We start from the raw sequence: 21,493 nt of genomic DNA on the forward strand, positions 1-21,493 counted from the left end.
TGGGAAGCGCGGCTATGAGGCCGCGCTGCGACACAGTTGGAGCGCCTGCGTGACCGCCTGGCTCTGGCCGGTCACGCTCAAGGCTATGCCGGCATTACCGGCCTCACGCCGGATGACCGCGAGCAACTGCAAGCCGGCGCCATCCATTTCCGTGACCTCAGACAGGTCCAGCTCCAGGCGGGGTGCCGCGCCCATCTGCGGCAGCAGCGCCGCCGCCAGTTCCGCTACGGTGTAGATCGTAAGCTCGCCGTCAATGCGCACGTGGGCCGTGTCGTCGAGTGTTTCAGTGGTAATCGGCATGGGAGCCTCCCTGGCGCCGGGGTCAAGGCAGGATCAGTTTAGACACAGCTGCCAACATCTGCGCAGGCTGGAACGGCTTGACCACCCAGGCCTTGGCGCCGGCGGCCTGACCCTCGGCCTTTTTCGACTCCTGGGACTCGGTGGTGAGCATGATGATCGGGGTGAACTTGTAGTTGGCCAGCTTCTTGACCTCCTTGACGAAGGTGATGCCGTCCATGTTGGGCATGTTCACGTCGCTGATGATCAGGTGCACTTTCTGCCCGGTCAGCTTGCCCAGGGCATCCTTGCCGTCGCTGGCCTCGATGACGTCGTAACCGGCGCTTTTCAAGGCTATGCCGACCACTTGCCGCACGCTGCTGGAGTCGTCGACCACTAATACACTCTTCGCCATGATGTACTCCTAAAAGAAGGTGATGTCTTGAGAATTCTGCTGCACGGCCGCCTCTCCATGATGGAGGCGCCGTTGCTCGTCGGTGGCATAGGTGGCTTCCATGCGCGCCAGCCATTGGCGGGCGTCGACGGCCACCGGCTGGTCCGGGGCCTGGCTGGCCTGCAGGAGGTGCTCATGCAGGGCCTGCATGTTGTCGCGCACGTGGCTGAGGATCTGGCTGACCCGGTCCTGGAATTGCAGGTTGACCAGCACTTCGGTCATCTCATCCCGGATGCCGTAGCTTTCCTGCTTGAGCAGGTCGGCGGACTCGGCCAGGCGCCCGGTGATGTTCTGGAAGCGTTCGAGCACCACTTGAATACTGTTTTCGGACTCGGCCACCGAATGGCTGTCCTGGTCGGCACTGCTGGACGCGGCCTGGACCAATTGCGTAATGGCGTTGTTGATGATGTCGACCTTGGCCGACATCTGCTGGCCGGTTTCACTGGATTTGCTCGACAGGCTGCGCACCGCGTCGGCCACCACCGCAAAACCGCGCCCGGCCTCACCGGCACGCGCCGCCTCGATGGCTGCGTTGAGGGCCAGCAAGTTGGTTTGCGCGGCAATCGCCGCCACATCGGCGGCCATGGTCCGCAGCTCGCCGGTATAGGCGGTCAGGCTGCGGACCTGGGCCAGGGTCTGGTCACGGCTGGTTTGGGTGGCCTTGAGCGAATTGATCACCTGGCTCAGCTCGCTGTCACTGCGTGCCAGCACCTCAAGCGCACCGTCGGCGGCCTGCCCGTCCAGTTCGCCGGCCGCGTGCTGCGAGGCTTGTACCGTTTCCTGCAAGCGTGCGGCGATCCCGGTGAAACGGTTGGCCAGGCTCACGATCGCTTCTTCGGTCTGATGGCGCGAGCTTTCCACCTGCTTGGCCCAGATGGGCATGGCGCCCAGCAATACCTCATCGAGCTGGGCACGGGAGGCCATGCCGTCGTGCGCCGCGTGCGCATCTGACTGATCCGCCTGTGCAAGCGCTTGCTGCATTGCGTTGCGCTGCGAACTCGCACTCCAGGCACAGGCACCGAGGCCGATCAGCACCAGTACCGTGCAAGCCAGCAGATTGGCCGGCGAGGTTGATTGCACAAGTATCCACAACACGGCGGGCACGACCGGGATCAAAGCGAACCAGCGAAAACGCGGATAAACGGGAAGAGGCAGGCGGCTGGATTGGCGCTGGGGCATGAGTTCGATCCTTGAACGTTGTTGCGGATGTAAGTGACATAGTTGTTATCTGCGCTGTAACTCGCAACTTGAGGTAACTTGAGTGCCTTCCGTCTGGTTTATGACCGCAGGGTGACAGATCGGTCAGTTCTGGATTCTTGTTCCTGAAGGATCAGCGGTGGTTTACCGAACAGGGGGTTGTCGCAAGCGCTGGCTAGCGAGTCTGTCTTTCAGGCTGAAAAATCTCTTTGTGGTGAGGGCGGTTGGTTCCGTGGCGGCCTTCGGGCCGACCATGTCGTTGGGTTTGACCGAGTACATATCCGTTGCTGCGGTCACGGCTGCCTACGGTTCCGCCCTTACGGCGGGTCACTTTGGAAAAGCCCCAAAGTAACCAAAGGGCTCTTGCCCCACCACTCGGTACCTCGCCTAGGCTCGGTATGCCCGAACGCAGGCTTGAATCCGTGGGCCGCCGTCATGGGCCATCCCTGGCCCAGGACGGCTAACCCGGCGTCCTGCCGGGTTACCCACGGATTCAAGCCTGCGTTCGGCCAGCGTGGTTAACGGGGCGCCTAGGATCAAGAGCAAAAGCAGAGCAAAAGCAGACCGAGTTCTAGCCGATATGTGGAGATCCAAATGTGGGAGGGGGCTTGCCCCCGATGAGGGAGTGTCAGTTGATGGATTTGATACTGACCCACTGCAATCGGGGGCAAGTCGAATCGTCGCACCGCCCCTCCCACATTTTTTACCGAGTACACCAGACCCAACTCCGGTCGGCTCTAAGGCCGCCGCGCTTTGGCTTTTGATCTCAAATCGCCCCGTCTGGACTTGTTCCCTCCAAAAGTGAGCCGCTGTAAGAGCGGAACCAAAGGCAGCCGTGACCGCAGCAACGGATATGTACTCAATCAAATCCAACGACATGGTCGGCCCGAAGGCCGCCACGAGAGTAAGCTGCCCATACTCAGGATTGCCTGACCACCGCGCGTCACAGAGCTGCGCCTTCATGTTTGCACCAAAACAAAACGGCACCTGGGTGCCGTTTTGTGTTCCACGCCCCGGCACGTTTACTTACGCGCTGCCTCCCACTGCTTGAGCAGATCGCCATAGGCCACGGTCTCGCCTTTCGGTTTCTCGTTGGCCAGTTTCGGTTTCGGCGCGCCCGGCTGGTCGAACCAGTATTGCGCGTCACGCTCGGGGTTCATTTTCGGGCCGCACACCGGTTGCACCTTGGAGCGCTCCAGGCGCGTCATGATCGCGTCCTGCTCCTTGGCCAGGTTGTCGAGGGCCTGTTGCGGGGTTTTCTCGCCGCTGGCGGCGGCGGCGATATTGCTCCACCACAGTTGCGCCAGACGTGGGTAGTCCGGCACGTTGGTACCGGTCGGGGTCCACTCGACCCGCGCCGGGCTGCGGTAGAACTCCACCAGGCCACCGAGTTTCGGCGCCATGTCGGTCATGGCCTGGGAGTTGATGTCGGACTCACGAATCGGCGTCAGGCCAACGATGGTTTTCTTCAGGGACACGGTTTTCGAGGTGACGAACTGCGCGTAGAGCCAGGCCGCGAGTTTCTGTTTCTCCGGGGTGGACTTGAGGAAGGTCCAGGAACCCACGTCCTGGTACCCCTTCTTCATGCCTTTTTCCCAATACGGCCCGACCGGCGACGGCGCCATGCGCCATTTCGGCGTGCCGTCGGCATTCACCACCGGCAGGCCCGGCTTGGTCATGTCGGCGGTAAACGCGGTGTACCAGAAGATCTGCTGGGCGATGTTGCCCTGGGACGGCACCGGGCCGGATTCGGAGAAGGTCATGCCCGCCGCTTCCGGTGGCGCATAGGCTTTCATCCAGTCCACGTATTTCTGCGTGGCGAACACCGCCGCCGGGCCGTTGGTGTCGCCGCCACGGGTGACGCTGGAGCCTACCGGGTGGCAGTCCTCCACGCGGATGCCCCACTCGTCCACCGGCAAACCGTTGGGCAGGCCCTTGTCGCCGCCGCCGGCCATGGAGAACCAGGCATCGGTGAAGCGCCAGCCCAGGGACGGGTCTTTCTTGCCGTAGTCCATGTGCCCATAGATGCGCTTGCCGTCGATTTCCTTGACGTCTTCGCTGAAGAATCTGGCGATGTCTTCATAGGCCGACCAGTTCACCGGCACGCCGAGGTCATAGCCGTATTTTTCCTTGAACTTGGCTTTCAGCTCCGGACGCTCGAACCAGTCGGCGCGGAACCAGTAGAGGTTGGCGAATTGCTGGTCGGGCAGCTGATAGATCTTGCCGTCCGGCGCGGTGGTGAAGGAGATGCCGATAAAGTCCTTGATATCCAGGGTTGGCGAGGTGAAGGCCTTGCCTTCGTTGGCCATCAGGTCGGTGATGGATTCGGTCTTGCCATAGCGAAAGTGCGTACCGATCAAGTCGGAATCGTTGACCCAGCCGTCATAGATATTCTTGTCGGACTGCATCTGGGTTTGCAGTTTCTCCACAACGTCGCCTTCCTGCAGCAGGTCGTGGGTCAGCTTGATGCCGGTGATTTCGCTGAAGGCCTTGGCCAGTACCTTGGATTCGTACTCGTGGGTGGTGAGGGTTTCCGATACCACGTTGATTTTCATCCCACGGAACGGTTCGGCGGCCTTGATAAACCACTTCAACTCCTCAAGCTGCTGGTCGGCCGTGAGGGTCGACGGCTTGAACTCGCTGCCGATCCATTTCTTCGCCGCATCTTCATACGCATCAGCCCAGGCCGAAGCGCTCAAACCGCTGAGGGCCAGTACGGCGGCCAATGAAATGCTATGTCGCAGCTTATTGTTCTTATTCAACATAGAGACCTCCTGGTTGTTTATTCATAAGGGCACTAGCCCCAACGCATCACACTCAACAGCCATACCAGGGAGAGCGCGGACGCTACCCAGATGCTCCAGTCGGTAACGCCGATCACCAGCAAATGCAGGTAGGCGCTGCCGAGAAGACCGATAAACAAGCGATCACCACGGGTGGTGCTGATCGGCAGGACGCCGCGCCGCGGGATGCTCGGCGAGCGCAGCTCCCAGGTGGTCATGCCCGCCAGAATCAGGGCAATGCCGCCAAAGAACAGTGCAGTAGGGGTGGTCCAGGCCATCCATTCCATCATCGACTCCTCAGACCCGGCCCAGGGCAAAGCCCTTGGCCACGTGGTTGCGAACAAACCAGATCACCAGCATGCCGGGCAGGATGGTCAACACCCCCGCCGCTGCCAGCACGCCCCAATCGATACCCGAGGCCGACACCGTGCGGGTCATCACCGCCGCGATGGGCTTGGCGTTGACCGAGGTCAGGGTGCGCGCCAGCAGCAGCTCGACCCAGGAAAACATGAAGCAGAAAAACGCGGTCACACCGATGCCGGAGCCGATCAACGGGATAAAAATCTTCACGAAGAACTTGGGAAAACTATAGCCGTCGATGTAGGCGGTTTCGTCGATTTCCTTGGGCACCCCGGACATGAAGCCCTCCAGGATCCACACCGCCAGCGGTACGTTGAACAGGCAGTGGGCCAAGGCCACGGCGATGTGCGTGTCGAACAGGCCGATGGACGAATACAGCTGGAAAAACGGCAGCAGGAACACCGCCGGTGGCGCCATGCGGTTGGTCAACAGCCAGAAGAACAGGTGCTTGTCACCCAGGAAGCGGTAGCGCGAGAAGGCATAGGCTGCCGGCAACGCCACGCTCAGGGAAATCACCGTGTTCAGGCTCACGTAGTACAGCGAGTTGAGGTAACCGGTGTACCAGCTCGGGTCGGTGAAGATCACCTTGTAGTTGGCCAGGGTGAAATCCTGCGGAAACAGGGTCAGGCCGCCGAGGATTTCGGTGTTGCTCTTGAAGGACATGTTCAGCAGCCAGTAGATCGGCACCAGCAGGAACAGGATGTAGATCAGCAGCGGAATAACCTTGCGCTTGCTCATGTTGGCGGCCTCAGCGGTTGGCGTCGGAGTGGGTCATGGCGGTGTAGAACAGCCAGGACACCAACAGGATGATCAGGAAGTACACCAGGGAAAACGCCGCCGCCGGGCCCAGGTCGAATTGGCCTACGGCCATCTGGGTCAGCGTCTGACTGAGGAACGTCGTGGCATTACCCGGCCCGCCCCCCGTGAGGACGAAGGGCTCGGTGTAGATCATGAAGCTGTCCATGAAGCGCAGCATCACCGCGATCAGCAGCACGCTTTTCATCTTCGGCAACTGGATATGCCGGAACACCGCCCACGCCGAAGCCCGATCGATACGCGCCGCCTGGTAGTACACATCCGGGATCGCTCGCAGCCCGGAATAACACAGCAGCGCCACCAGTGAGGTCCAGTGCCACACATCCATCACCAGCACGGTGACCCAGGCGTCCATGGTGTTGGCCGCGTAGTTGTAGCTGATGCCCAGGGCGTTGAGGCTGTAGCCCAACAGGCCGATATCGGCGCGGCCGAAGATCTGCCAGATGGTGCCCACCACGTTCCACGGAATCAGCAGCGGAATGGCGAGGATGATCAGCACCAGCGACGACCAGCGGCCCTTGGTCGGCATGGTCAGGGCGATGGCGATGCCCAGGGGGATTTCGATCAGCAGCACGCAGGCCGAGTAGATGAACTGGCGCAGCAGCGAGTCGTGCAGGCGCGGGTCGAGCAGCACCTGTTTGTACCAGTCGGCGCCGACAAAGTAGCGGCTGGACTGGTCGAAGATGTCCTGCACCGAATAGTTGACCACCGTCATCATCGGGATCACCGCACTGAACGCCACCAGCAGGAACACCGGCAACACCAGCCACCAGGCCTTGTTGTTCTGCACCTTGTTCATGGCTGCACCTCCAGCAGGTAATCGTCGGCATACACCATCAGCCACTGCGCGGGAAAGCTGATGGACGCCCTGCCCTCGGGCACCGGTTTGTCTTCGGCCAGGCGCACCTTGAGGGTGGCGCCGTCAAGGTTGAGGGTCATGATCTTGTAGGTGCCGAGGTCTTCGAGGTGAGTGACATCGGCTTGCAGGGCGTCAGGGTTGTACTCGTCCCATACGTGAATGAATTCCGGGCGGATCCCCACCTGCAGCGTCTTGTAGTCGCTGCCGGCAATGCGTTGCTGCAAGGCCTCGGACAACGGCAGAAGCGTGCTGGCAAAGCGCACACCACCGGCCTCGGCCTGCACCTCGATCAGATTCATCCCAGGGCTACCGATGAAATAGCCGACAAAGGTGTGGCTGGGCCGCTCGAACAACTCACGGGGCGTGCCGAACTGCACGATCTGCCCGCCGTACATCACCGCGATCTTGTCGGCGAAGGTCGAGGCCTCAAGCTGGTCATGGGTGACGTAGACCATGGTGATATTGAACTGCTCATGGATCTGCTTGAGCTTGCGCCGCAGCTTCCATTTCAGGTGCGGGTCGATCACCGTCAGCGGTTCGTCAAAGAGGATGGCCGACACATCATCCCGCACCAGGCCACGGCCCATGGAGACTTTCTGTTTTTCGTCGGCGGTGAGGTTGCGGGCTTTTTTGCTCAGCAGGTTTTGCAGGTCGAGGACTTCGGCGATTTCCTGCACCTTGCTGTGAATTTTCGCCTCGGCCATGCCCTGGTTTCGCAGGGGAAAGGCCAGGTTATCGAACACGGTCATGGTGTCGTACACCACCGGGAACTGGAACACCTGGGCGATGTTGCGTTTTTCCGGGGTGAGGTCATTGACCACTTTGCTATCGAACAGCACCTGCCCTTCGGACGGGCTGAGCAGGCCGGAGATGATGTTGAGCAACGTCGACTTGCCGCAGCCCGACGGCCCGAGCAAGGCGTAGGCACCGCCCTGCTCCCACACGTGATTCATTGCCCGGATAGCGTAGTCCTCAGGGCCGCTCGGCGTGGGACTGTAGCTGTGCGCCAGGTTCTGCAAATGGATCTCGGCCATCAGGCAACCCTCGCGACGCGGCGCCCGGGGGCCTGGACCAAACGGCCCTGGCCATCGAACACAAACAGTTTATGGGTGGGGATGTACACACGGATCGGCGCGTCGACGTCGTACTCATGTACCCCCGGCAGGTGCAGCACCAGCAGGAAGTGCTCGCTGCGCACATGCAGGAAGGTTTCCGAACCGCTGATCTCGGCGACTTCCACGGTCACCGCCAGTTCGAGGTCGTCGTCGTTACTCGGCACCAGGCTGATATGGCTGGGGCGCACACCAAAGCGGAATTCGCCTTCGCCGATGGGGCGCAGGTCGACGTTCAGCGGGAAGTGCACGAAATTGGCGAAGCTCACCTCGTTACCGCTGATACGTCCCGGCATCAGGTTGATCGGCGGCTCGGAAAACAGCTCGGCGGCCAACACCGTTTGTGGTTGGTGATACACCTCGGCAGCCTTGCCGCTCTGGATCACCCGGCCTTCGTGAAGAATGGTGGTGGTGCCGCCCAGGGCCAGGGCCTCGTTCGGTTCGGTGGTGGCGTAGATGGCGATGGTGTGCCGCGCCTTGAACAGCTCGCGCATTTCCTGACGCAGCTCTTCGCGCAGTTTGTAGTCCAGGTTCACCAGCGGCTCGTCGAACAGGATCAGTTCGGCATCTTTCACCAACGCGCGGGCCATGGCCGTGCGTTGCTGCTGGCCCCCGGACAACTCCAGCGGGTGACGTTGCAGGAATTTCTCGATGCGCAGCATCCGCGCGGTTTCCAGCACCTTGCTCTGGATCAGCTCGTTAGACACACCGGCCTGGCGCAACGGCGAGGCGATGTTTTCGAACACGGTCATGGTCGGGTAGTTGATGAACTGCTGATACACCATCGACACGTTGCGCAGGCGCACCGGTTTGTGGGTGACATCCACGCCGTTCATCAGGATGCGCCCGCTGTCGGGCTTGTCCAGGCCCGCCATCAGGCGCATCAGGCTGGTCTTGCCGGACAGGGTGCGGCCAAGCAGGACGTTGAAGGAGCCGGCTTCGAAGCGCAGGTTGGCGTCGTCGATCCAGGTTTGGCCTTCGACGACGCGGGAGACATGTTCCAGGGTCAATGACATGACACGACCTTTTTATTATTGGAATGAATCTGGCCAGTCGTCAGAGCGAGTTTCATGCCAAAAACGGCAGGTGCTTGATCCGCAAGGAAATGGATTGAACGTGATGTTCAGGAGCGAACAGAAATGAACAGGTCTGGCTGAACAACTGAACAATCCGGGGGTTGACAATGAACAGTTATGAACAACACTCTTTGAACCCGATTGACTTCGTTGCATCCGTTGATTGTGCAAGACCCCAAAACAATAAAAAGAAGGTCGCCCCATGGCCGAACCCCTGGCTCACGACACCCTTATCCAGGAATCCTGGCGCCGTTGCCGCGCCTTCGGCCTGGACCACCAGAGCACGCCCAGCTTCGATCAACTGCCCGCCGAGGGCATCAGCCAATTGCTGGAAAGCCAGCATTCCCTGGTGCAGACCACGCACCAGGAAGTCCTGCCTTACTACGAAAACATCCTGAGTAATTCCAACTGCCTGATCATGCTGGCCGACAATCAGGGCCAGGTGCTGACCAGTTGGGGCACCCAGCGCTTTATCGAGCCCAAGCTGGCCCGAGGGTTCAGCGCCGGCGCCAGTTGGATGGAGCGTTCCAGCGGCACCAATGCCATCGGCACCGCACTGGCCTGTGCCCAGGCGGTGCATATCGAACATGACGAACACTTCCTCAAGGCCAACCGCTTCATGACCGGCTCGGCGGCGCCGATCTTCGATGCCCAGCGCGAAATCATCGCGGTGCTGGATGTCTCCAGTGACAGCTACCTGCCGCCCTCCCACACCCTGGGCATGGTCAAGATGATGAGCCAGACCGTGGAAAACCGGCTGATCCTCAACCTGTTTCGCGGCGAACACTTCCAGCTGACCTTCAACACCGGCCTGAGCAACCTCGACAGCCAATGGGCGGGCCTGCTGATCTTTGACGAGAGCGGCCAGGTGCTCTCGGCCAACCGCCGGGCCGACAACCTGCTGGGCATCAGTCTGTCGCGGGTGATGATCGACAGTCTGTTCAAGGTGTCGCTGCTGGAGTTGCTCAATCAGCCGGAGGGCCTGCCCTTTTCGCTGCAGGCGGCCGGACGCAATCGCTTCCAGTGCCTGCTGAAGCGGCCGAAGCAGATGCCGGTGCAGGCCCGCGTGTTCAGCGAGCCCATTGCGCCAAAGCCCGCCGCGATTGGCCTGAAGACCTTGCACTTTGGTGATGTGCGCGTGGAAAAAGCCGTGCGCCAGGCCGAGCGCCTGCTGGAGAAGGACATCCCGCTGCTGATCCACGGGGAAACCGGGGTGGGCAAGGAAGTCTTCGTCAAGGCCCTGCATCAGGCCAGTTCCCGCAGCCAGCAGGCGTTTATCGCGGTGAACTGTGCGGCGATTCCCGCCGAGCTGGTGGAATCGGAACTGTTCGGCTACGAAAAAGGCGCGTTCACCGGCGCCAACCAGAAAGGCAGCATCGGCCTGATCCGCAAGGCCGACAAGGGCACGCTGTTCCTCGATGAAATCGGCGATATGCCGCTGCCGACGCAAGCGCGCCTGTTGCGGGTATTGCAGGAGCGTTGCGTGCAACCGGTGGGCAGCAGCGAGTTGTTCCCGGTGGACTTGCGCATCATCTCGGCCACTAACCGAGCCTTGCGCGAGCAGGTCCAGGCCGGGCGCTTTCGCGAGGACTTGTACTACCGCATCGGCGGCCTGACCCTTGAATTGCCGCCGTTACGCGAGCGCAGCGACAAGCGGGCGCTGTTCCAGCAGCTGTGGCAGCAACACCGGGAGCCAAGCCAATGGGCCGGGCTCAGCGCCGAGGTGCTGGCGCTGTTCGAACAGCACCCGTGGCCCGGCAACCTGCGCCAGGTGAGCAGCGTGCTGCAGGTGGCGCTGGCGATGGCCGAGGAACAGCCGATCCGTCCGGAGCATCTGCCGGACGATTTTTTTGTCGATTTGAACCTGACGGCGCCACTGCCCGCCAGTGAACACCTGGATGCCAGCATCGACCTGACCCAGCGCTTGAAGGCCGCCGGCGGGAATATTTCCCACCTGGCGCGGGAGCTGGGCGTGAGCCGCAACACCCTGTACAAGCGCCTGCGCCAGAACGAACGCTAGCGCGGCTTGACCACCACCAGCAGGTCGGTGAAGTACTCCACCTGGATCGGCAGGTTATCCGCCAGGGTCGACAGCGCCGCCGCCGTGTCATCCAGCTTGAACACCCCCGTCACCCGCAGGTTCTGCAAGGCCTGGGGGTCGAAGCGCAGCAGGCCGTGGCGGTAGCTGGCCAGGGTTTGCAGCACTTCGCTCAGGGGTTGGTCGTTGACCTTGAGCAGGCCACGGGTCCAGGCGTCCGGGTCGGTGTCGTCGGTGGCCTGGGGCGGTTGGGCGCGACCATGGTCGAGGATCGAACGCTGGCCGGCAGTGACCTTGACCCCTTCGCTGCTGTCCCCTTTGACCGCCACGGTGGACTCGATCACCGTCACCACCGTCGTGCCGTCTGGCGCGCGCCTGACCAAATAACGCGTGCCCAGTGCCGTTGCCGTGCCCTGGTCGGTACGCACCACGAAGGGCCGTTGCGCATCCTTGGCCACGTCGACCCAGAGTTCGCCTTGCAGCAGTTCGATCACCCGTTGGTGGCCGTCGAATTTCACGTCCACCGCCGAGTTGCTGTTGAGTTGCAACTGGCTGCCGTCTTCAAGGGCGATCTGGCGCCGCTCGCCCACGTCGGTGCGCTGGTCGGCCATCCACACCGGCAGGTGCGTAAGGCCCAGCCAGCCGCAGAGTAATACGCCGAGCACGCCCATCGCCTGGGCACCGCGCGCGCGACGCGGGGCAAATGCGCGGTTCAGGGCCACGCGTGCGGGTTGTGCAGGCAAGGCATCGAGGCTGCCCCACAGCGCGCGCATGCGGTCGATGGCAACCGCGTGGCGAGGGTCTGCCTGGCACCAGGCGTTGAAGGCCTGACGCTCGGCGTCGCTGACCTCTTCGTCGTGCAGGCGGGTCAGCCAATTCGCCGCTTGCTGGATGATCTGTTCGGAACTCATGCCAGCGGGTCTGCCGCGTGCAGGCTGTGGTAGCAGTGCACCAGGGCGCTGGAGATGTAGTTTTTGACAGTGCTGGCGGACACCTCCAGGCGCGTGGCGATTTCGCTGTAGGTCAGCCCGTCGAGGCGACTCAACAGGAAGGCTTCGCGAGCCTTGGCGGGCAAGCCGGCAAGCATTTCGGCGATGCGTTCCAGGGCTTGCAGGGCCACATGGATCGCGGCCGGATCGGGCATGCCGGCGTCCTCACTCTGGATCACCAGGGCTTCCATGTAGGCTTTTTCAATGCGTCGACGCCGGGCGCCATCGATCAGCAAACGCCCTGCGGTGGTGGCCAGGAATGCCCGGGGCTCCTGGATATTTTGCGGCTCGGCCAGCATCAGCACACGGATGAAGGCATCGTGGGCCAGGTCGGCGGCGTGCTGGGAACATCCCAGTTTTCTGCGCAGCCAGCCCTGCAACCAGCCGTGGTGCTCGCGGTACATCGCCGTAAGGGTCTGCTGACGCACTGAATCGCCCAGCGCGGCCGGAATGTCATGCATGCGCAAAAGAGTCTCAAATGGGAAGAGTTACCAATTGCGCAAACAATGCCAGTAAAACGGTGTAGGAGCAAGGCCCTCCCCGTCGCAGCCCGCTCGCCACAGGGGGCTGGATAGCTGCGGCTTAGCGCCAGCTCCATGAGACACCGGTGTAGATTCCGCGGCCGTCGGCCGGGGTTGAGCGTGCGACATCCAGGCCCTTGTCGTCGTAGCCCGGCGTGACGGTGTTGGCGTAGCGACGGTTGGTGAGGTTGCGCAGGTCGACCCAGGCTTGCCAGTCCTGCTTGGGTGCGTCGTAGCCGAAGGTCGCGCCCAGAAGGGTGTAGGACGCGGCGTAATAGGAATTGGCGTAATCCACCGCCACCCGCGAGGAATGCTCGGTATTGAGGCTGGTGTAGAAGCCCGTCGGGTGGCTGTAGCGCAGTTGCGCCTGATAGTAGTGCTGGGGGATGCCCGGCAAGCGGTTGCCGCCGAAACGGTCGTCGTCGCGGTAGTGGAAGTCGCTGAAGGTATAGGCCTGGCGCAGGTCGAGCTTACCGCTGCGGCCACCGTCCCACAGCGGGCTGAGCAGGCCCAGTTCCACGCCCTGGTGCACCGTGGGGCTGGCGTTGGATTCGGCGACGATGGCATTGCTGGTCGAGGTCTGGGCCCGGGTTTCCACGGTGAGCAGTTCATGGCGTACTTCGGAGCGGTACAGCGCCAGGTCCCACTGGCCGAGCCATGCTTCGCCACGGCCACCGATTTCCAAGGTGGTGGCGGTCTGGTTTTTCAGGCTGACGCCTTCGCGCTGTAATCCAGTGGCCGGGCCGCTGCCCGCTGGAAAGTATTTGTTGGAACCCCAGATCATCGACCACGCATGCGGCGGCTCGACCGAGCGGCTCAGGTTGCCGTACACCTGCAGCTGCGGGGTGAAGTCATAGCGTAGGCCGATGCGCGGCGCGTAGTCCCAGTCATGCTGGCTGAGCGGCGCCTGGCCTTCGGGATAGGTGACCTGGGTCTCACGGCGGGTGTAGATCGCGGCCAGGCCGGTGGTCAGCCACAGGTCCTGGACCAGCTCCAGGTCGTTGCCGATATGCAGCACGGTGTCGGAGCCCAGGTAGCTGTAGTCGCGGGTCTTGGTGCCGGGGGCGTAGGTTGCGGTGTTGCCGGCCGGCGTGCGCACGTATTCCGACGTGCCGTTGTTGGGCATCGCCTGGGTGGTGCGCAGGCCGAGGGTGGTTTTGCTGTCGTGGCCGAACAGCGTGTCCTGGCGGATGTAATTCAGGGTGCTGCTGATATCGGTGTAGGCCACCTTGAGACGGTTGGTGCCTTCGCGCAGGTCCATCGGGTAATCGTGATAGGCCAGCCCGACTTCCAGGCGCGAATTGTCGTCCAACTGCAAGGTGGTCTTGTTGGCGATCCAGGTGGAACCCGGTTGCAGGCGCTTGGAATCGCGGGCAACGTTGAGACTGTTGGCGGCACGCGGGTCGTGGCTGATCTGGGCGCGGGTGAGTTTGCCGGGGGTGTCGTTGGTGGTTTCGCGGTAGCGGAAATAAAAGCGGGTTTCCAGGTCCGGGTTGAAGCGGTAGCCGAAGTTGGCGGCCATGCCCTTGCCGGTGGCGGCGCTCTGGCGCTGGTAGCCGTCGGATTCCGAGTCGGTGAGGCTGATGTAGTAGTCGGCATCCCCCAGCACCTGGCCCGAACTGATCTCGCGCTGGGCATAGCCACGGCTGCCGGCTTCGTAGCGCACTTGCAGCTTGGGCGCATCGTAGCCGGTATGGGTCACGTAGTTGACCGCGCCGCCCAGGGCCAACGCGCCTTGATCAAAACCGTTGGCGCCGCGCAGCACCTCGACGCGGCTTTGCCACAGCGGGTCCTTGAGTTCATAAGGGGTGCCGCCGGGGCCGGTCAGCGGCAAGCCATCGAACATCTCATAGAGCCCGGAGGCGTGGGCTCCTGGGCTGCGGTTCAAGCCCGAACCGCGAATGGACAGCTTCACCCCTTCGTTATTCGCCGCCTTGGCATACACACCCGGCTGGTACTTGAACACGTCTTCGTTGGTACTCACCCGCCCCTGCTGCACGCTGCTCATGTCGATGTAATTGGTGGCGCCGGGCACGCTCTTGAGCTGCGCCTGGGCCACTTCGCCGGCGCCGGCCTCGGGCGTGGTGACTTCGACCGGTGCCAATTGCAGGTCTTCGGCGTGCACCAGGGAGCTAAAGGTCAGGGCGGCGAACAGGAACGGAGGTGGGCGCAGCAGCATGGGCGGATCCTTGGAATTCGGGGGCGTGAAAGGCTGGGCCGTCACGCGAACAGTGATGGGAAGACAACGATGCCCGCCAAGTCACGCCTTGATAACGGACCAGACGCTTCCCACAACAGCGTCGGACCGGATTTATTTTTTAAGTCCAAAATCGAATTAATACATGCAAACTCAGTATTTAAAGAAATAACCAGTACCCATTACTGTGGAGCCATCGAGTCACCTACGAGATCGCCTCCCATGCCTGCATCCGCCACCGTCATCGACTTTACCCTCCACCGCAAACGCCGCCAGGCACGTGCTGCGGCCGAGTTGATGTGGGCGATGTACGCAGCGCGCGCAGGGTTGGCGGTGTTTACCACCCACGCCGCAACGCCCAGCGATACACGCCGGGCGTAGGCCAATGAATTTCCTGCATGTGATTCCCGAACCGCCCGAACCGCTGCCCAAGCCCAACACCGATGACGATGTGATCAGCCTGTGCGTGGCGCATAACCTGCAACGCCTGCGCAGCAAACGGTACTTGTCACTGGACGCCCTGGCACGCGCCTGCGGCGTGAGCCGGGCAATGCTGGCGCAGATCGAATCCGGGCGCAGCGTGCCGTCGATCAAGGTGTTGTGCAAAATTGCCAAGGGCTTGAAGGTGTCGGTGGCGGCGTTCCTGGAAGATCGCGCGTTCGAAGGAGTGGAAGTGTTGCCGGCGCAGCAGAGCAAGCGCCTGGTGAGTGCCGATGGCGCGTTTATCAGCCGCGCATTGTTTCCCTACGATACGGCACGCCAGTCCGAGTTCTACGAGATTCGCCTGCGGGCACTCGGCGAGGAAGTCTCCCAAGGCCACGGGCCGGGCATCCAGGAAAACCTGGTGGTGGCCCAAGGCGTACTGGAAGTCAGCGTCAATGACGAGCGCTACCTGCTGTCCACCGGCGATTCAATCCTGTTCTACGCCGACCAGCCCCACCGCTACCGCAACCCGGCGGACAGCGAAGCCGTGGCGTTCCTGGTGATCACCTACCCCGAGCGGCTGGATTAATCACGGCAAAAAAAACGCCCCGACTTATCGGGGCGTTTATTCATCGCGCGGGACCTGTCAGCAGGTGCAGCACATCATCGGCATGCCGTTGCAGCTCATCATCATGGGCATGGCGCAGTCGTTCATCATTTTGTTCATGAGCATGCAGCAGTTGTTCATCATGTCCATGCTCATGCCCGGCATCGGCATCATTTTGCACATCATGCCGTCGGCCATCATGGTGCATTCCATGACGCACTTCATCATGGGCATGGGCATGCCCATCATCGGCATCATGTTCATGCCGGTCATCATGGCCATGGCGTCCGCCGACATGCACATCATCGACAGGTTGGCGCACTGCATCATCATCGGCATGCCGCAGTTCATCATCATCGCCATCATTTCGGCATTGGTCTTGAACTGGGCCATGTCCATGCCGGCTGCCGGCTTCATGGTGCACATCATGGCGTCAGCGGCCATTTCGCATTTCATGGTGGCCATCATCATCGGCATGCCCATCATCGGCATCATTGGCATGGAGGTGTTCATCGGCATCTGCATTGCATTCATCATGTTCGAAACTCCGTAATCGACAGGAAATGGCTAGGTTCTGGCGCCGATTCTAGAGAGACCTGAAGGCTGCGCAAGACGCCGGCAGAGCAGCAGGAACGGGTGTTCCCAGGCACGCTTAGTCGAACAAGACAGCGGTATTTGGCGTAATAACAGTTATTAGGACGCTATTGCGTTACTTATATCCGTTACCTGGCGGATATGGACGTCATGGATATTCGATTGAGGAATCTCGTCCAATCTTAAGGAAATAAACGGTCTAACGGATGAGCCTAGCCGTCGGGCTTTTCCAGCGACTGCATCAATTCATCGGCCTCCGACCCCGGTGGCAACCTGAACCCATGCATTTCATCAGCGGCCAGAATTTCATCCAGGGCGGCGAGCAACTGCGCCTCTGTCGGCGAGTCTCGCAGCAATTTATGCGCGGGCAGCAACAGCTCAGAGGGGACGCCGTGAACGCTCGCGGCGTCGATCACAGCGAAAAGGATAAAGCGCAGGCGTATTTCGCGGTCCGTCGGCCAAGCCGTTTTTCGCTTACCCAAGGTAGGGCCTCGTTTTTTCAGAAAAATCCGAGGCTATTGCGCACAGGGAGGTGTTTCAAGCATCGGAATGCAAGATAGGCCGCTTCCTACATCCAAAGGAGAAACAGCATACCGAACAACCCAATTACTGCACCGGCAGGAAATTCATCAACAACAGGCTTTGTGCATAGTTAAGCCCAATACGGCGGTAGCGTTCGTCGAGCATCTGGGTCAACAGGTCCAGACGCGCAACAATCTTGCCGAACTCGACGGCGAAACTCAGGTTGCTGCCCTCCTCCGAGATCTCGTTGGAAAACAGGAGCAGGACACCGTTTGCATCCTGGCGCTTGCTGAGCAGCCAGGTGGCCTTCTCGATATTGCGCGCGGCATTGCTGACGAACTGCGGGTTGATCGAGTCGGTAATGTAGAACTCGGTACGCCCACCGTGGGCGGTCACGATCATACTGCCGATGGCATAGATAAACGCCCCGACCCGGTCGCCCTGAAACTCAGGGCTCAAGGAGTAGCTCAGCGCTGCCAGGTCGCGACGCTCCCCGAGGGCGGGCAATGAGCGGCGCTGCTCAATGGCCAGGCGGATCTCCCGCGCAGCGCTCACCGCATCCGGATAACCCGACTGGCGCCACTGGTTGGGGTTGCGCAAATAGAGCTTGTTCATGAGCAAATACAGGCTTTGCAAGTTGTCGCGCATGCCCAGGGTCGCCATGCGATCGACACTGGTCTGGAAGAATTCATCGGGTTTGCCATCGCTGAACTGCTTGGCGATGTCCCGCCCCTGCTGCTGGGTGCAGCCACTGGCGCAGAGTATCAACACCACGGCCAGCCACAGGGGCCGAGGCACTCGTCGAGTCTTGAATAAAAGTAACGTGCGATCCATCGGCACCCGATCTGGTTCTTTTGCCCACGCGGGAAATCGGCAGGGCTGGGACAAGGATAGATTGGATAAATGAAAAAAAGTGCGATGGGCTGGGCAGATAGTTGTAAGCAGAGCCTGCCGGGGGACTGAATCGGCCCAATCGTGAAAGATTCGTTTCAGGGCCTATACTCAATGGAACAGTTGCGAGTGTTGTTGGCGATCCAGGGAGGATCTACATCGCGCACGGCACTTCCCCACGCAGCTGTACAGGAGGGTCGCACAGATGAAACATCCCATTCGAGCTCAGATTTTTGTCCAGGTGATTTGCCTGCTATCGGTGGCTCAGCTTTTCTGCTGAGCCATGGTTCACTGCCTTTAAGATCAGCTGCGCGTGTGGCTGGGGCAGGTTTCGCCCTGTATTTGGGCCCATCAACTTAAATGCCATTGCTGCCGCAGTAGAGTTCGCGCGGGTTTCAAGCGCGGACGGCCCGACACTACGCGTCTGGTATTAACGCGAATGTTTCATTTATCCAGATTCACCAGTTCGTGCATCCGCGCCCCTATCATTCCCCGCAACCACTCAGCATGAAACGCCATTTCGTCCAGAGAGATCCCCTCACCCAACCGATATTCGAAAACCTTGTCCTTGGGTCCCTGACCCACGAGGTGGAAATGCCCATGGCGATCAAACCGGGCGAGGACGTAGGGGCAGACGTAAATGATGTTGCTGAATGGCACCCGCACTTCGTAGGGCCCGCGGCCACGACGGATAACCGTGAGGCTGAGCAGTTGCTGGTTTTCATCGAACGTAAAGGCCTCCACATGAGGCGTAGAGGCCATCCAGGCAAACATCGCACCGATGAGCACTGCGGTACCGAGCATGAACAGGATGAGCGCCGACGTCGTAAAACTCGATTCAGCGCTGGCCGGCGTGCCCTGCAGCGCTCCGAGCCCGGCCAGGAGCAACATCACCAGCCCGTAGCCCGGCAACAGCATCAGTAGCGCAATGTAGAACCCCAGGATCCCCCGACCACTGCCGCCAACGCTCGGTAGATCCGGGCCGTAATACCAGGTGGGTGGGTGCGCGACAGGGCTTGCAGCGCTTGGCGCTCCGGGAAGCGTGGCGACAAGGTGAGGTGGGTCTTGACGGTTCATCCAACGGGCTCCAGGGGTTGCAGCGTTCAATAATGGGCGAAAAGCCAGGAACCTTCGCGTTCCCCTCAAACCGTTAGTTGGACGCCCGCCTAAGGGCGGCCTTACTTGAGCAGGGCAATCACCGCGCAGACAATCATGATCGCCAGCGCCGGCCACTGCATGGGCATGAAAAAGAAGTGATGGCGCACGCCATCTTCATGCACCTGCCGATTCAGGACAAAGCCCAGCACGGTGTTGATGGCCGAGCCAATCCCCACCCCCATCAACAGTTGCATCAGTGAGGTATTGCCGGGTTTGACGCTGGGGTCGGGCCACACCCCCATCAGCAACAACACCATGGCCACCGGCGTGAACAGTGTCAGCCAGCCTGCGCCGCGATAGATCATCGTTTAATCCTCATGAATGACACGATTGGCTCAAGCCGGCTCGCGTGCTTGCTCTTCAGCCGCAAACACGGCATCGAGTGTGTTGAGGAACAGGTCGTGGCTCAGAATGCCGGTGGCGATGGTCGACAACACGGGTTTGCCGCTCTCGTCCTTGATCACCACCTTTTCGGTCCAGGCGTTAAGGTCGACGGTACGCAGCGACGACATCGGCACCTTGCGCCCCTGGTATTCGAGAAAATCCTGGCTCACCACAATCGGCGTCGTGGTGATTTTGAGGAAGTTGCCGCTGACACGCTTGCCCCAGACCTGCCCGGAGCTGATGCAATTAAACCTGACTGCCCCACCCGACTCCAGCGTCGCCAGCACCCCCGGCAGACGTGCACGTACGTGCAGCTCACGGACCAACTGCTGGAAATCGTGAAAACCCTTGAGGCTCTCGATCACTCGATGAAACGGCTCGGAGGCATTACGACGGTAAGCCACGTTGGTGATCATGCCGGTCAGCACGGTTTGCCCGGAGCCGAACAGATACAGGTCATCAATCTCGGCAAAGGCGGTGTATTCGCGCTGATCGTTGATGATGCGCTCGATGCCATGCTCATACACGTCGTAAAGCGGCGCACGCAGTTTCCTGTGCCAGGCGTAAGCGGCAAATACACCCAGCCCGAGAACCGCCAGCAAAGCGCTGGTGGCGTAAATCAAGGTATGGGGGCTGCTGAAGCTGAAGGCCATGCCACGGGACGTCTGGAGGCTGACCGGCCCTTCATTGCCCGGTGGCAGGATCGTGCCCAGATACAACACAAACCCGGCGAGACCTAACAACACAACGCCAAATATCAAACTGAAAATCAGAAAACCCTTGCCGTGACGGAAACTGGCGATCAGTTCGCCGGTGGCGGAAGGCGCTTGGGAGGGGGATGACTGCATAACGCTTGCGTCCTTGTAATGGGGTTGCGCGCACCGCTGTTTATGCGGGGACGATTGAACCCTGCCGTCATTGGGCGGGCTTGGCACGGCAGGTTGGAACATGGCCCATTAACATCGTTCCCTGCGCATATGGGTTAATGCCAACGGGTTCACAACGTTCGCGACATTGGGGCCGGAAACACGAAAGCCCCGCTAAGGCGGGGCTTTCGTTTAAGTCCTGGCGGGAAACCACGCCTGGGACCCTCGTCATCTTTCGGACAATGCAGCGCTTGTTTCACCAGCTGGCAAAAGACGTCCCCGGACGTGGAATCATTATCGGGCTTGGCGAAGCACAAGCTCCGACAGACGGGTCTTAACTCGGAAGCAGAACTCACGAATTTGAAATTGATAAGCCGGCATAACCATGTAGTTTAAATCGGGACCCAATGAGTCTTTAATTTCCATGTATTTGGCAGTCTTGGCAGCAATGGCCTGGTATTGCGCCTCGTATTTATCGTAAGACGCTTTGTTGTAGACCTTTAAAACATCCAGTTCTTTACGGCATTGCTCAGCGCGATTTTGGTTCAAATTTGTTTCTGTTTCTGACTGAGCAGACTCCAGAGAAGCTGCTTTCGGGGCGTCAGCACTGGCGTTCACAGGTGCAGCCTCGTATCGCACAGTCCACTTTTCTGGGGTCGAAGGTGCGACCTCAGGCGGTGCTTCCTGGACGACGGCAGGAGGTGGAGTCACATCAGGTTTTTCGGGAGTTTTCGTAGCGCATCCAGAGAGGGCAAGCCCTACCACTACAACGATGCCACACATTTTATCCATCGGTTCCACCAAGAGGTAATTACGGATGGCTGAGTCGTTAGGTTCTGGGTAAAAGTAATAACTCATTCAATGATCGAGTGTAATTTTTCTACCAGCCTCAAGGCGCTCAGCCTCTCTTCCTTGAGTGCGCAGATGAACGATAGTAGTAAAAAAATAAAAAGATGACGAGCAAAAGCTGGCTGGAAAAACCACGAATTAAATGAGCCAGTGGAAGTGGCTTCAATTGCTTGATTCAGGTCCCGGGCTGCATCGGCAATCATCAGTATTGGCTGCGCGAGTCTGCTACAGGGCACAGTAAGCAGAAGATCGCCAAACCCCAGAAACACAAAAGCCCCGCTTTCGCGAGGCTTTCGTTTGAATCTTGGCGGGAAACCAGGGATTCGAACCCTGGGAACGCTATTAACGTTCGCCGGTTTTCAAGACCGCTATGCAAAATCAAGCGGATTGGTACCTTGAAGGCCGTTGGCGTTCCTTTACTCGCAGCTACCGACCAAGCTACAGGCCGCATTCTACAGGGGGTGCGGTTTTGGTTTGGGAACTGTTTTTGCCCCTCTCTGCCCCTCTGTCGTTCTATATCA

General features: G+C 60.4%; 22 protein-coding genes. 4 read left to right on the forward strand and 18 right to left on the reverse strand.

Annotated features, from left to right (window positions below; all coding sequences use genetic code 11):
- Positions 1 to 12 precede the first annotated feature (12 nt).
- From FX984_RS06415 to FX984_RS06470, 9 genes are all read right to left on the reverse strand, one after another.
- Positions 13 to 300, reverse strand: a complete 288-nt coding sequence (locus FX984_RS06415; protein ID WP_027607293.1) for an STAS domain-containing protein — start codon at positions 298 to 300, stop codon at positions 13 to 15.
- Positions 301 to 322: 22 nt separating this feature from the next.
- The gene (locus tag FX984_RS06420; protein WP_027607294.1) at positions 323 to 691 is read right to left on the reverse strand and encodes a response regulator; all 369 of its coding nucleotides are present in this window, start codon (positions 689 to 691) and stop codon (positions 323 to 325) included.
- A gap of 9 nt (positions 692 to 700) precedes the next feature.
- Positions 701 to 1,909: a methyl-accepting chemotaxis protein gene (locus FX984_RS06425; RefSeq protein ID WP_043293725.1), complete on the reverse strand. Its 1,209-nt coding sequence runs from the start codon at positions 1,907 to 1,909 to the stop codon at positions 701 to 703.
- A 1,040-nt stretch (positions 1,910 to 2,949) separates the two neighbouring features.
- Positions 2,950 to 4,692 (reverse strand): ABC transporter substrate-binding protein, encoded by a 1,743-nt coding sequence (locus FX984_RS06445; RefSeq protein ID WP_146477169.1) that lies wholly within the window; start codon positions 4,690 to 4,692, stop codon positions 2,950 to 2,952.
- A 32-nt stretch (positions 4,693 to 4,724) separates the two neighbouring features.
- A complete protein-coding gene (locus tag FX984_RS06450; protein WP_027607297.1) occupies positions 4,725 to 4,997 on the reverse strand; it encodes a DUF2160 domain-containing protein in 273 nt (90 codons plus the stop codon).
- 10 nt (positions 4,998 to 5,007) lie between these two features.
- Positions 5,008 to 5,808: a carbohydrate ABC transporter permease gene (locus FX984_RS06455; RefSeq protein WP_003174634.1), complete on the reverse strand. Its 801-nt coding sequence runs from the start codon at positions 5,806 to 5,808 to the stop codon at positions 5,008 to 5,010.
- Between the two features lie 10 nt (positions 5,809 to 5,818).
- The gene (locus tag FX984_RS06460; protein ID WP_025858174.1) at positions 5,819 to 6,685 is read right to left on the reverse strand and encodes a carbohydrate ABC transporter permease; all 867 of its coding nucleotides are present in this window, start codon (positions 6,683 to 6,685) and stop codon (positions 5,819 to 5,821) included.
- Positions 6,682 to 7,779 carry an ABC transporter ATP-binding protein gene (locus FX984_RS06465; protein WP_092357434.1) on the reverse strand — a complete coding sequence of 366 codons (1,098 nt, stop codon included), beginning with the start codon at positions 7,777 to 7,779 and terminating at the stop codon, positions 6,682 to 6,684. The genes FX984_RS06460 and FX984_RS06465 overlap by 4 nt, the downstream gene beginning before the upstream one ends.
- On the reverse strand, positions 7,779 to 8,873 hold the full coding sequence (locus FX984_RS06470; protein ID WP_027607299.1) for an ABC transporter ATP-binding protein: 1,095 nt from the start codon (positions 8,871 to 8,873) through the stop codon (positions 7,779 to 7,781). Before FX984_RS06470 ends, FX984_RS06465 begins: the two co-directional genes overlap by 1 nt.
- A 262-nt stretch (positions 8,874 to 9,135) precedes the next feature.
- Between FX984_RS06470 and FX984_RS06475 the strand changes: the two genes are divergently transcribed.
- Complete coding sequence (locus tag FX984_RS06475; protein WP_092357436.1) at positions 9,136 to 10,953, forward strand: sigma-54-dependent Fis family transcriptional regulator; 1,818 nt, start codon at positions 9,136 to 9,138, stop codon at positions 10,951 to 10,953.
- Here FX984_RS06475 and FX984_RS06480 read toward each other — a convergent pair.
- The 3 genes from FX984_RS06480 to FX984_RS06490 all read right to left on the reverse strand — a co-directional run bounded on the left by FX984_RS06480 (position 10,950) and on the right by FX984_RS06490 (position 14,660).
- On the reverse strand, positions 10,950 to 11,882 hold the full coding sequence (locus FX984_RS06480; RefSeq protein ID WP_146477167.1) for a FecR family protein: 933 nt from the start codon (positions 11,880 to 11,882) through the stop codon (positions 10,950 to 10,952). The genes FX984_RS06475 and FX984_RS06480 overlap by 4 nt on opposite strands.
- Entirely contained in the window at positions 11,879 to 12,421 is a 543-nt protein-coding gene (locus FX984_RS06485) for a sigma-70 family RNA polymerase sigma factor (RefSeq protein ID WP_027607302.1), read from the reverse strand. The genes FX984_RS06480 and FX984_RS06485 overlap by 4 nt, the downstream gene beginning before the upstream one ends.
- A 121-nt stretch (positions 12,422 to 12,542) precedes the next feature.
- Positions 12,543 to 14,660 (reverse strand): TonB-dependent receptor family protein, encoded by a 2,118-nt coding sequence (locus FX984_RS06490; RefSeq protein ID WP_146477165.1) that lies wholly within the window; start codon positions 14,658 to 14,660, stop codon positions 12,543 to 12,545.
- 240 nt (positions 14,661 to 14,900) lie between these two features.
- Here FX984_RS06490 and FX984_RS32400 point away from each other — a divergent pair, with 240 nt between their 5' ends.
- From FX984_RS32400 to FX984_RS32405, 3 genes are all read left to right on the forward strand, one after another.
- Positions 14,901 to 15,059: a hypothetical protein gene (locus FX984_RS32400; RefSeq protein ID WP_162844266.1), complete on the forward strand. Its 159-nt coding sequence runs from the start codon at positions 14,901 to 14,903 to the stop codon at positions 15,057 to 15,059.
- Positions 15,060 to 15,063: 4 nt separating this feature from the next.
- Positions 15,064 to 15,690: a helix-turn-helix domain-containing protein gene (locus FX984_RS06495; RefSeq protein WP_027607305.1), complete on the forward strand. Its 627-nt coding sequence runs from the start codon at positions 15,064 to 15,066 to the stop codon at positions 15,688 to 15,690.
- Positions 15,691 to 15,754: 64 nt separating this feature from the next.
- Positions 15,755 to 16,261, forward strand: a complete 507-nt coding sequence (locus FX984_RS32405) for a hypothetical protein (RefSeq protein WP_027607306.1) — start codon at positions 15,755 to 15,757, stop codon at positions 16,259 to 16,261.
- Between the two features lie 253 nt (positions 16,262 to 16,514).
- On the opposite strand, the gene FX984_RS06505 is transcribed toward FX984_RS32405, so the two are convergent.
- The 6 genes from FX984_RS06505 to FX984_RS32670 form a co-directional block, all read right to left on the reverse strand.
- Positions 16,515 to 16,784 (reverse strand): hypothetical protein, encoded by a 270-nt coding sequence (locus tag FX984_RS06505; RefSeq protein WP_027607307.1) that lies wholly within the window; start codon positions 16,782 to 16,784, stop codon positions 16,515 to 16,517.
- Between the two features lie 124 nt (positions 16,785 to 16,908).
- On the reverse strand, positions 16,909 to 17,658 hold the full coding sequence (locus FX984_RS06510; RefSeq protein ID WP_027607308.1) for a hypothetical protein: 750 nt from the start codon (positions 17,656 to 17,658) through the stop codon (positions 16,909 to 16,911).
- 501 nt (positions 17,659 to 18,159) lie between these two features.
- A complete protein-coding gene (locus FX984_RS06515) occupies positions 18,160 to 18,792 on the reverse strand; it encodes a hypothetical protein (protein WP_027607309.1) in 633 nt (210 codons plus the stop codon).
- Between the two features lie 101 nt (positions 18,793 to 18,893).
- Entirely contained in the window at positions 18,894 to 19,178 is a 285-nt protein-coding gene (locus tag FX984_RS06520) for a hypothetical protein (protein ID WP_027607310.1), read from the reverse strand.
- A gap of 30 nt (positions 19,179 to 19,208) precedes the next feature.
- Positions 19,209 to 20,105, reverse strand: a complete 897-nt coding sequence (locus FX984_RS06525) for a hypothetical protein (protein ID WP_027607311.1) — start codon at positions 20,103 to 20,105, stop codon at positions 19,209 to 19,211.
- A 312-nt stretch (positions 20,106 to 20,417) separates the two neighbouring features.
- Positions 20,418 to 20,981 carry a hypothetical protein gene (locus FX984_RS32670; RefSeq protein ID WP_223841603.1) on the reverse strand — a complete coding sequence of 188 codons (564 nt, stop codon included), beginning with the start codon at positions 20,979 to 20,981 and terminating at the stop codon, positions 20,418 to 20,420.
- Between the last annotated feature and the right edge of the window lie 512 nt (positions 20,982 to 21,493).

This window comes from Pseudomonas marginalis (assembly GCF_008692035.1).
Classification (GTDB): Bacteria; Pseudomonadota; Gammaproteobacteria; order Pseudomonadales; family Pseudomonadaceae; genus Aquipseudomonas; species Aquipseudomonas marginalis.

Coding starts and splice junctions, on each gene's coding strand:
- FX984_RS06485 (WP_027607302.1), bottom strand. CDS start 12,421: ATGCATGACATTCCGGCCGCGCTGGGCGATTCAGTGCGTCAGCAGACC.
- FX984_RS06495 (WP_027607305.1), top strand. CDS start 15,064: ATGAATTTCCTGCATGTGATTCCCGAACCGCCCGAACCGCTGCCCAAG.
- FX984_RS06420 (WP_027607294.1), bottom strand. CDS start 691: ATGGCGAAGAGTGTATTAGTGGTCGACGACTCCAGCAGCGTGCGGCAA.
- FX984_RS06470 (WP_027607299.1), bottom strand. CDS start 8,873: ATGTCATTGACCCTGGAACATGTCTCCCGCGTCGTCGAAGGCCAAACC.
- FX984_RS06490 (WP_146477165.1), bottom strand. CDS start 14,660: ATGCTGCTGCGCCCACCTCCGTTCCTGTTCGCCGCCCTGACCTTTAGC.
- FX984_RS06445 (WP_146477169.1), bottom strand. CDS start 4,692: ATGTTGAATAAGAACAATAAGCTGCGACATAGCATTTCATTGGCCGCC.
- FX984_RS06515 (WP_027607309.1), bottom strand. CDS start 18,792: ATGAACCGTCAAGACCCACCTCACCTTGTCGCCACGCTTCCCGGAGCG.
- FX984_RS06425 (WP_043293725.1), bottom strand. CDS start 1,909: ATGCCCCAGCGCCAATCCAGCCGCCTGCCTCTTCCCGTTTATCCGCGT.
- FX984_RS06510 (WP_027607308.1), bottom strand. CDS start 17,658: ATGGATCGCACGTTACTTTTATTCAAGACTCGACGAGTGCCTCGGCCC.
- FX984_RS06415 (WP_027607293.1), bottom strand. CDS start 300: ATGCCGATTACCACTGAAACACTCGACGACACGGCCCACGTGCGCATT.
- FX984_RS06520 (WP_027607310.1), bottom strand. CDS start 19,178: ATGATCTATCGCGGCGCAGGCTGGCTGACACTGTTCACGCCGGTGGCC.
- FX984_RS06450 (WP_027607297.1), bottom strand. CDS start 4,997: ATGGAATGGATGGCCTGGACCACCCCTACTGCACTGTTCTTTGGCGGC.
- FX984_RS06465 (WP_092357434.1), bottom strand. CDS start 7,779: ATGGCCGAGATCCATTTGCAGAACCTGGCGCACAGCTACAGTCCCACG.
- FX984_RS06455 (WP_003174634.1), bottom strand. CDS start 5,808: ATGAGCAAGCGCAAGGTTATTCCGCTGCTGATCTACATCCTGTTCCTG.
- FX984_RS06460 (WP_025858174.1), bottom strand. CDS start 6,685: ATGAACAAGGTGCAGAACAACAAGGCCTGGTGGCTGGTGTTGCCGGTG.
- FX984_RS06480 (WP_146477167.1), bottom strand. CDS start 11,882: ATGAGTTCCGAACAGATCATCCAGCAAGCGGCGAATTGGCTGACCCGC.
- FX984_RS06525 (WP_027607311.1), bottom strand. CDS start 20,105: ATGCAGTCATCCCCCTCCCAAGCGCCTTCCGCCACCGGCGAACTGATC.
- FX984_RS32670 (WP_223841603.1), bottom strand. CDS start 20,981: ATGAGTTATTACTTTTACCCAGAACCTAACGACTCAGCCATCCGTAAT.
- FX984_RS06475 (WP_092357436.1), top strand. CDS start 9,136: ATGGCCGAACCCCTGGCTCACGACACCCTTATCCAGGAATCCTGGCGC.
- FX984_RS32400 (WP_162844266.1), top strand. CDS start 14,901: ATGCCTGCATCCGCCACCGTCATCGACTTTACCCTCCACCGCAAACGC.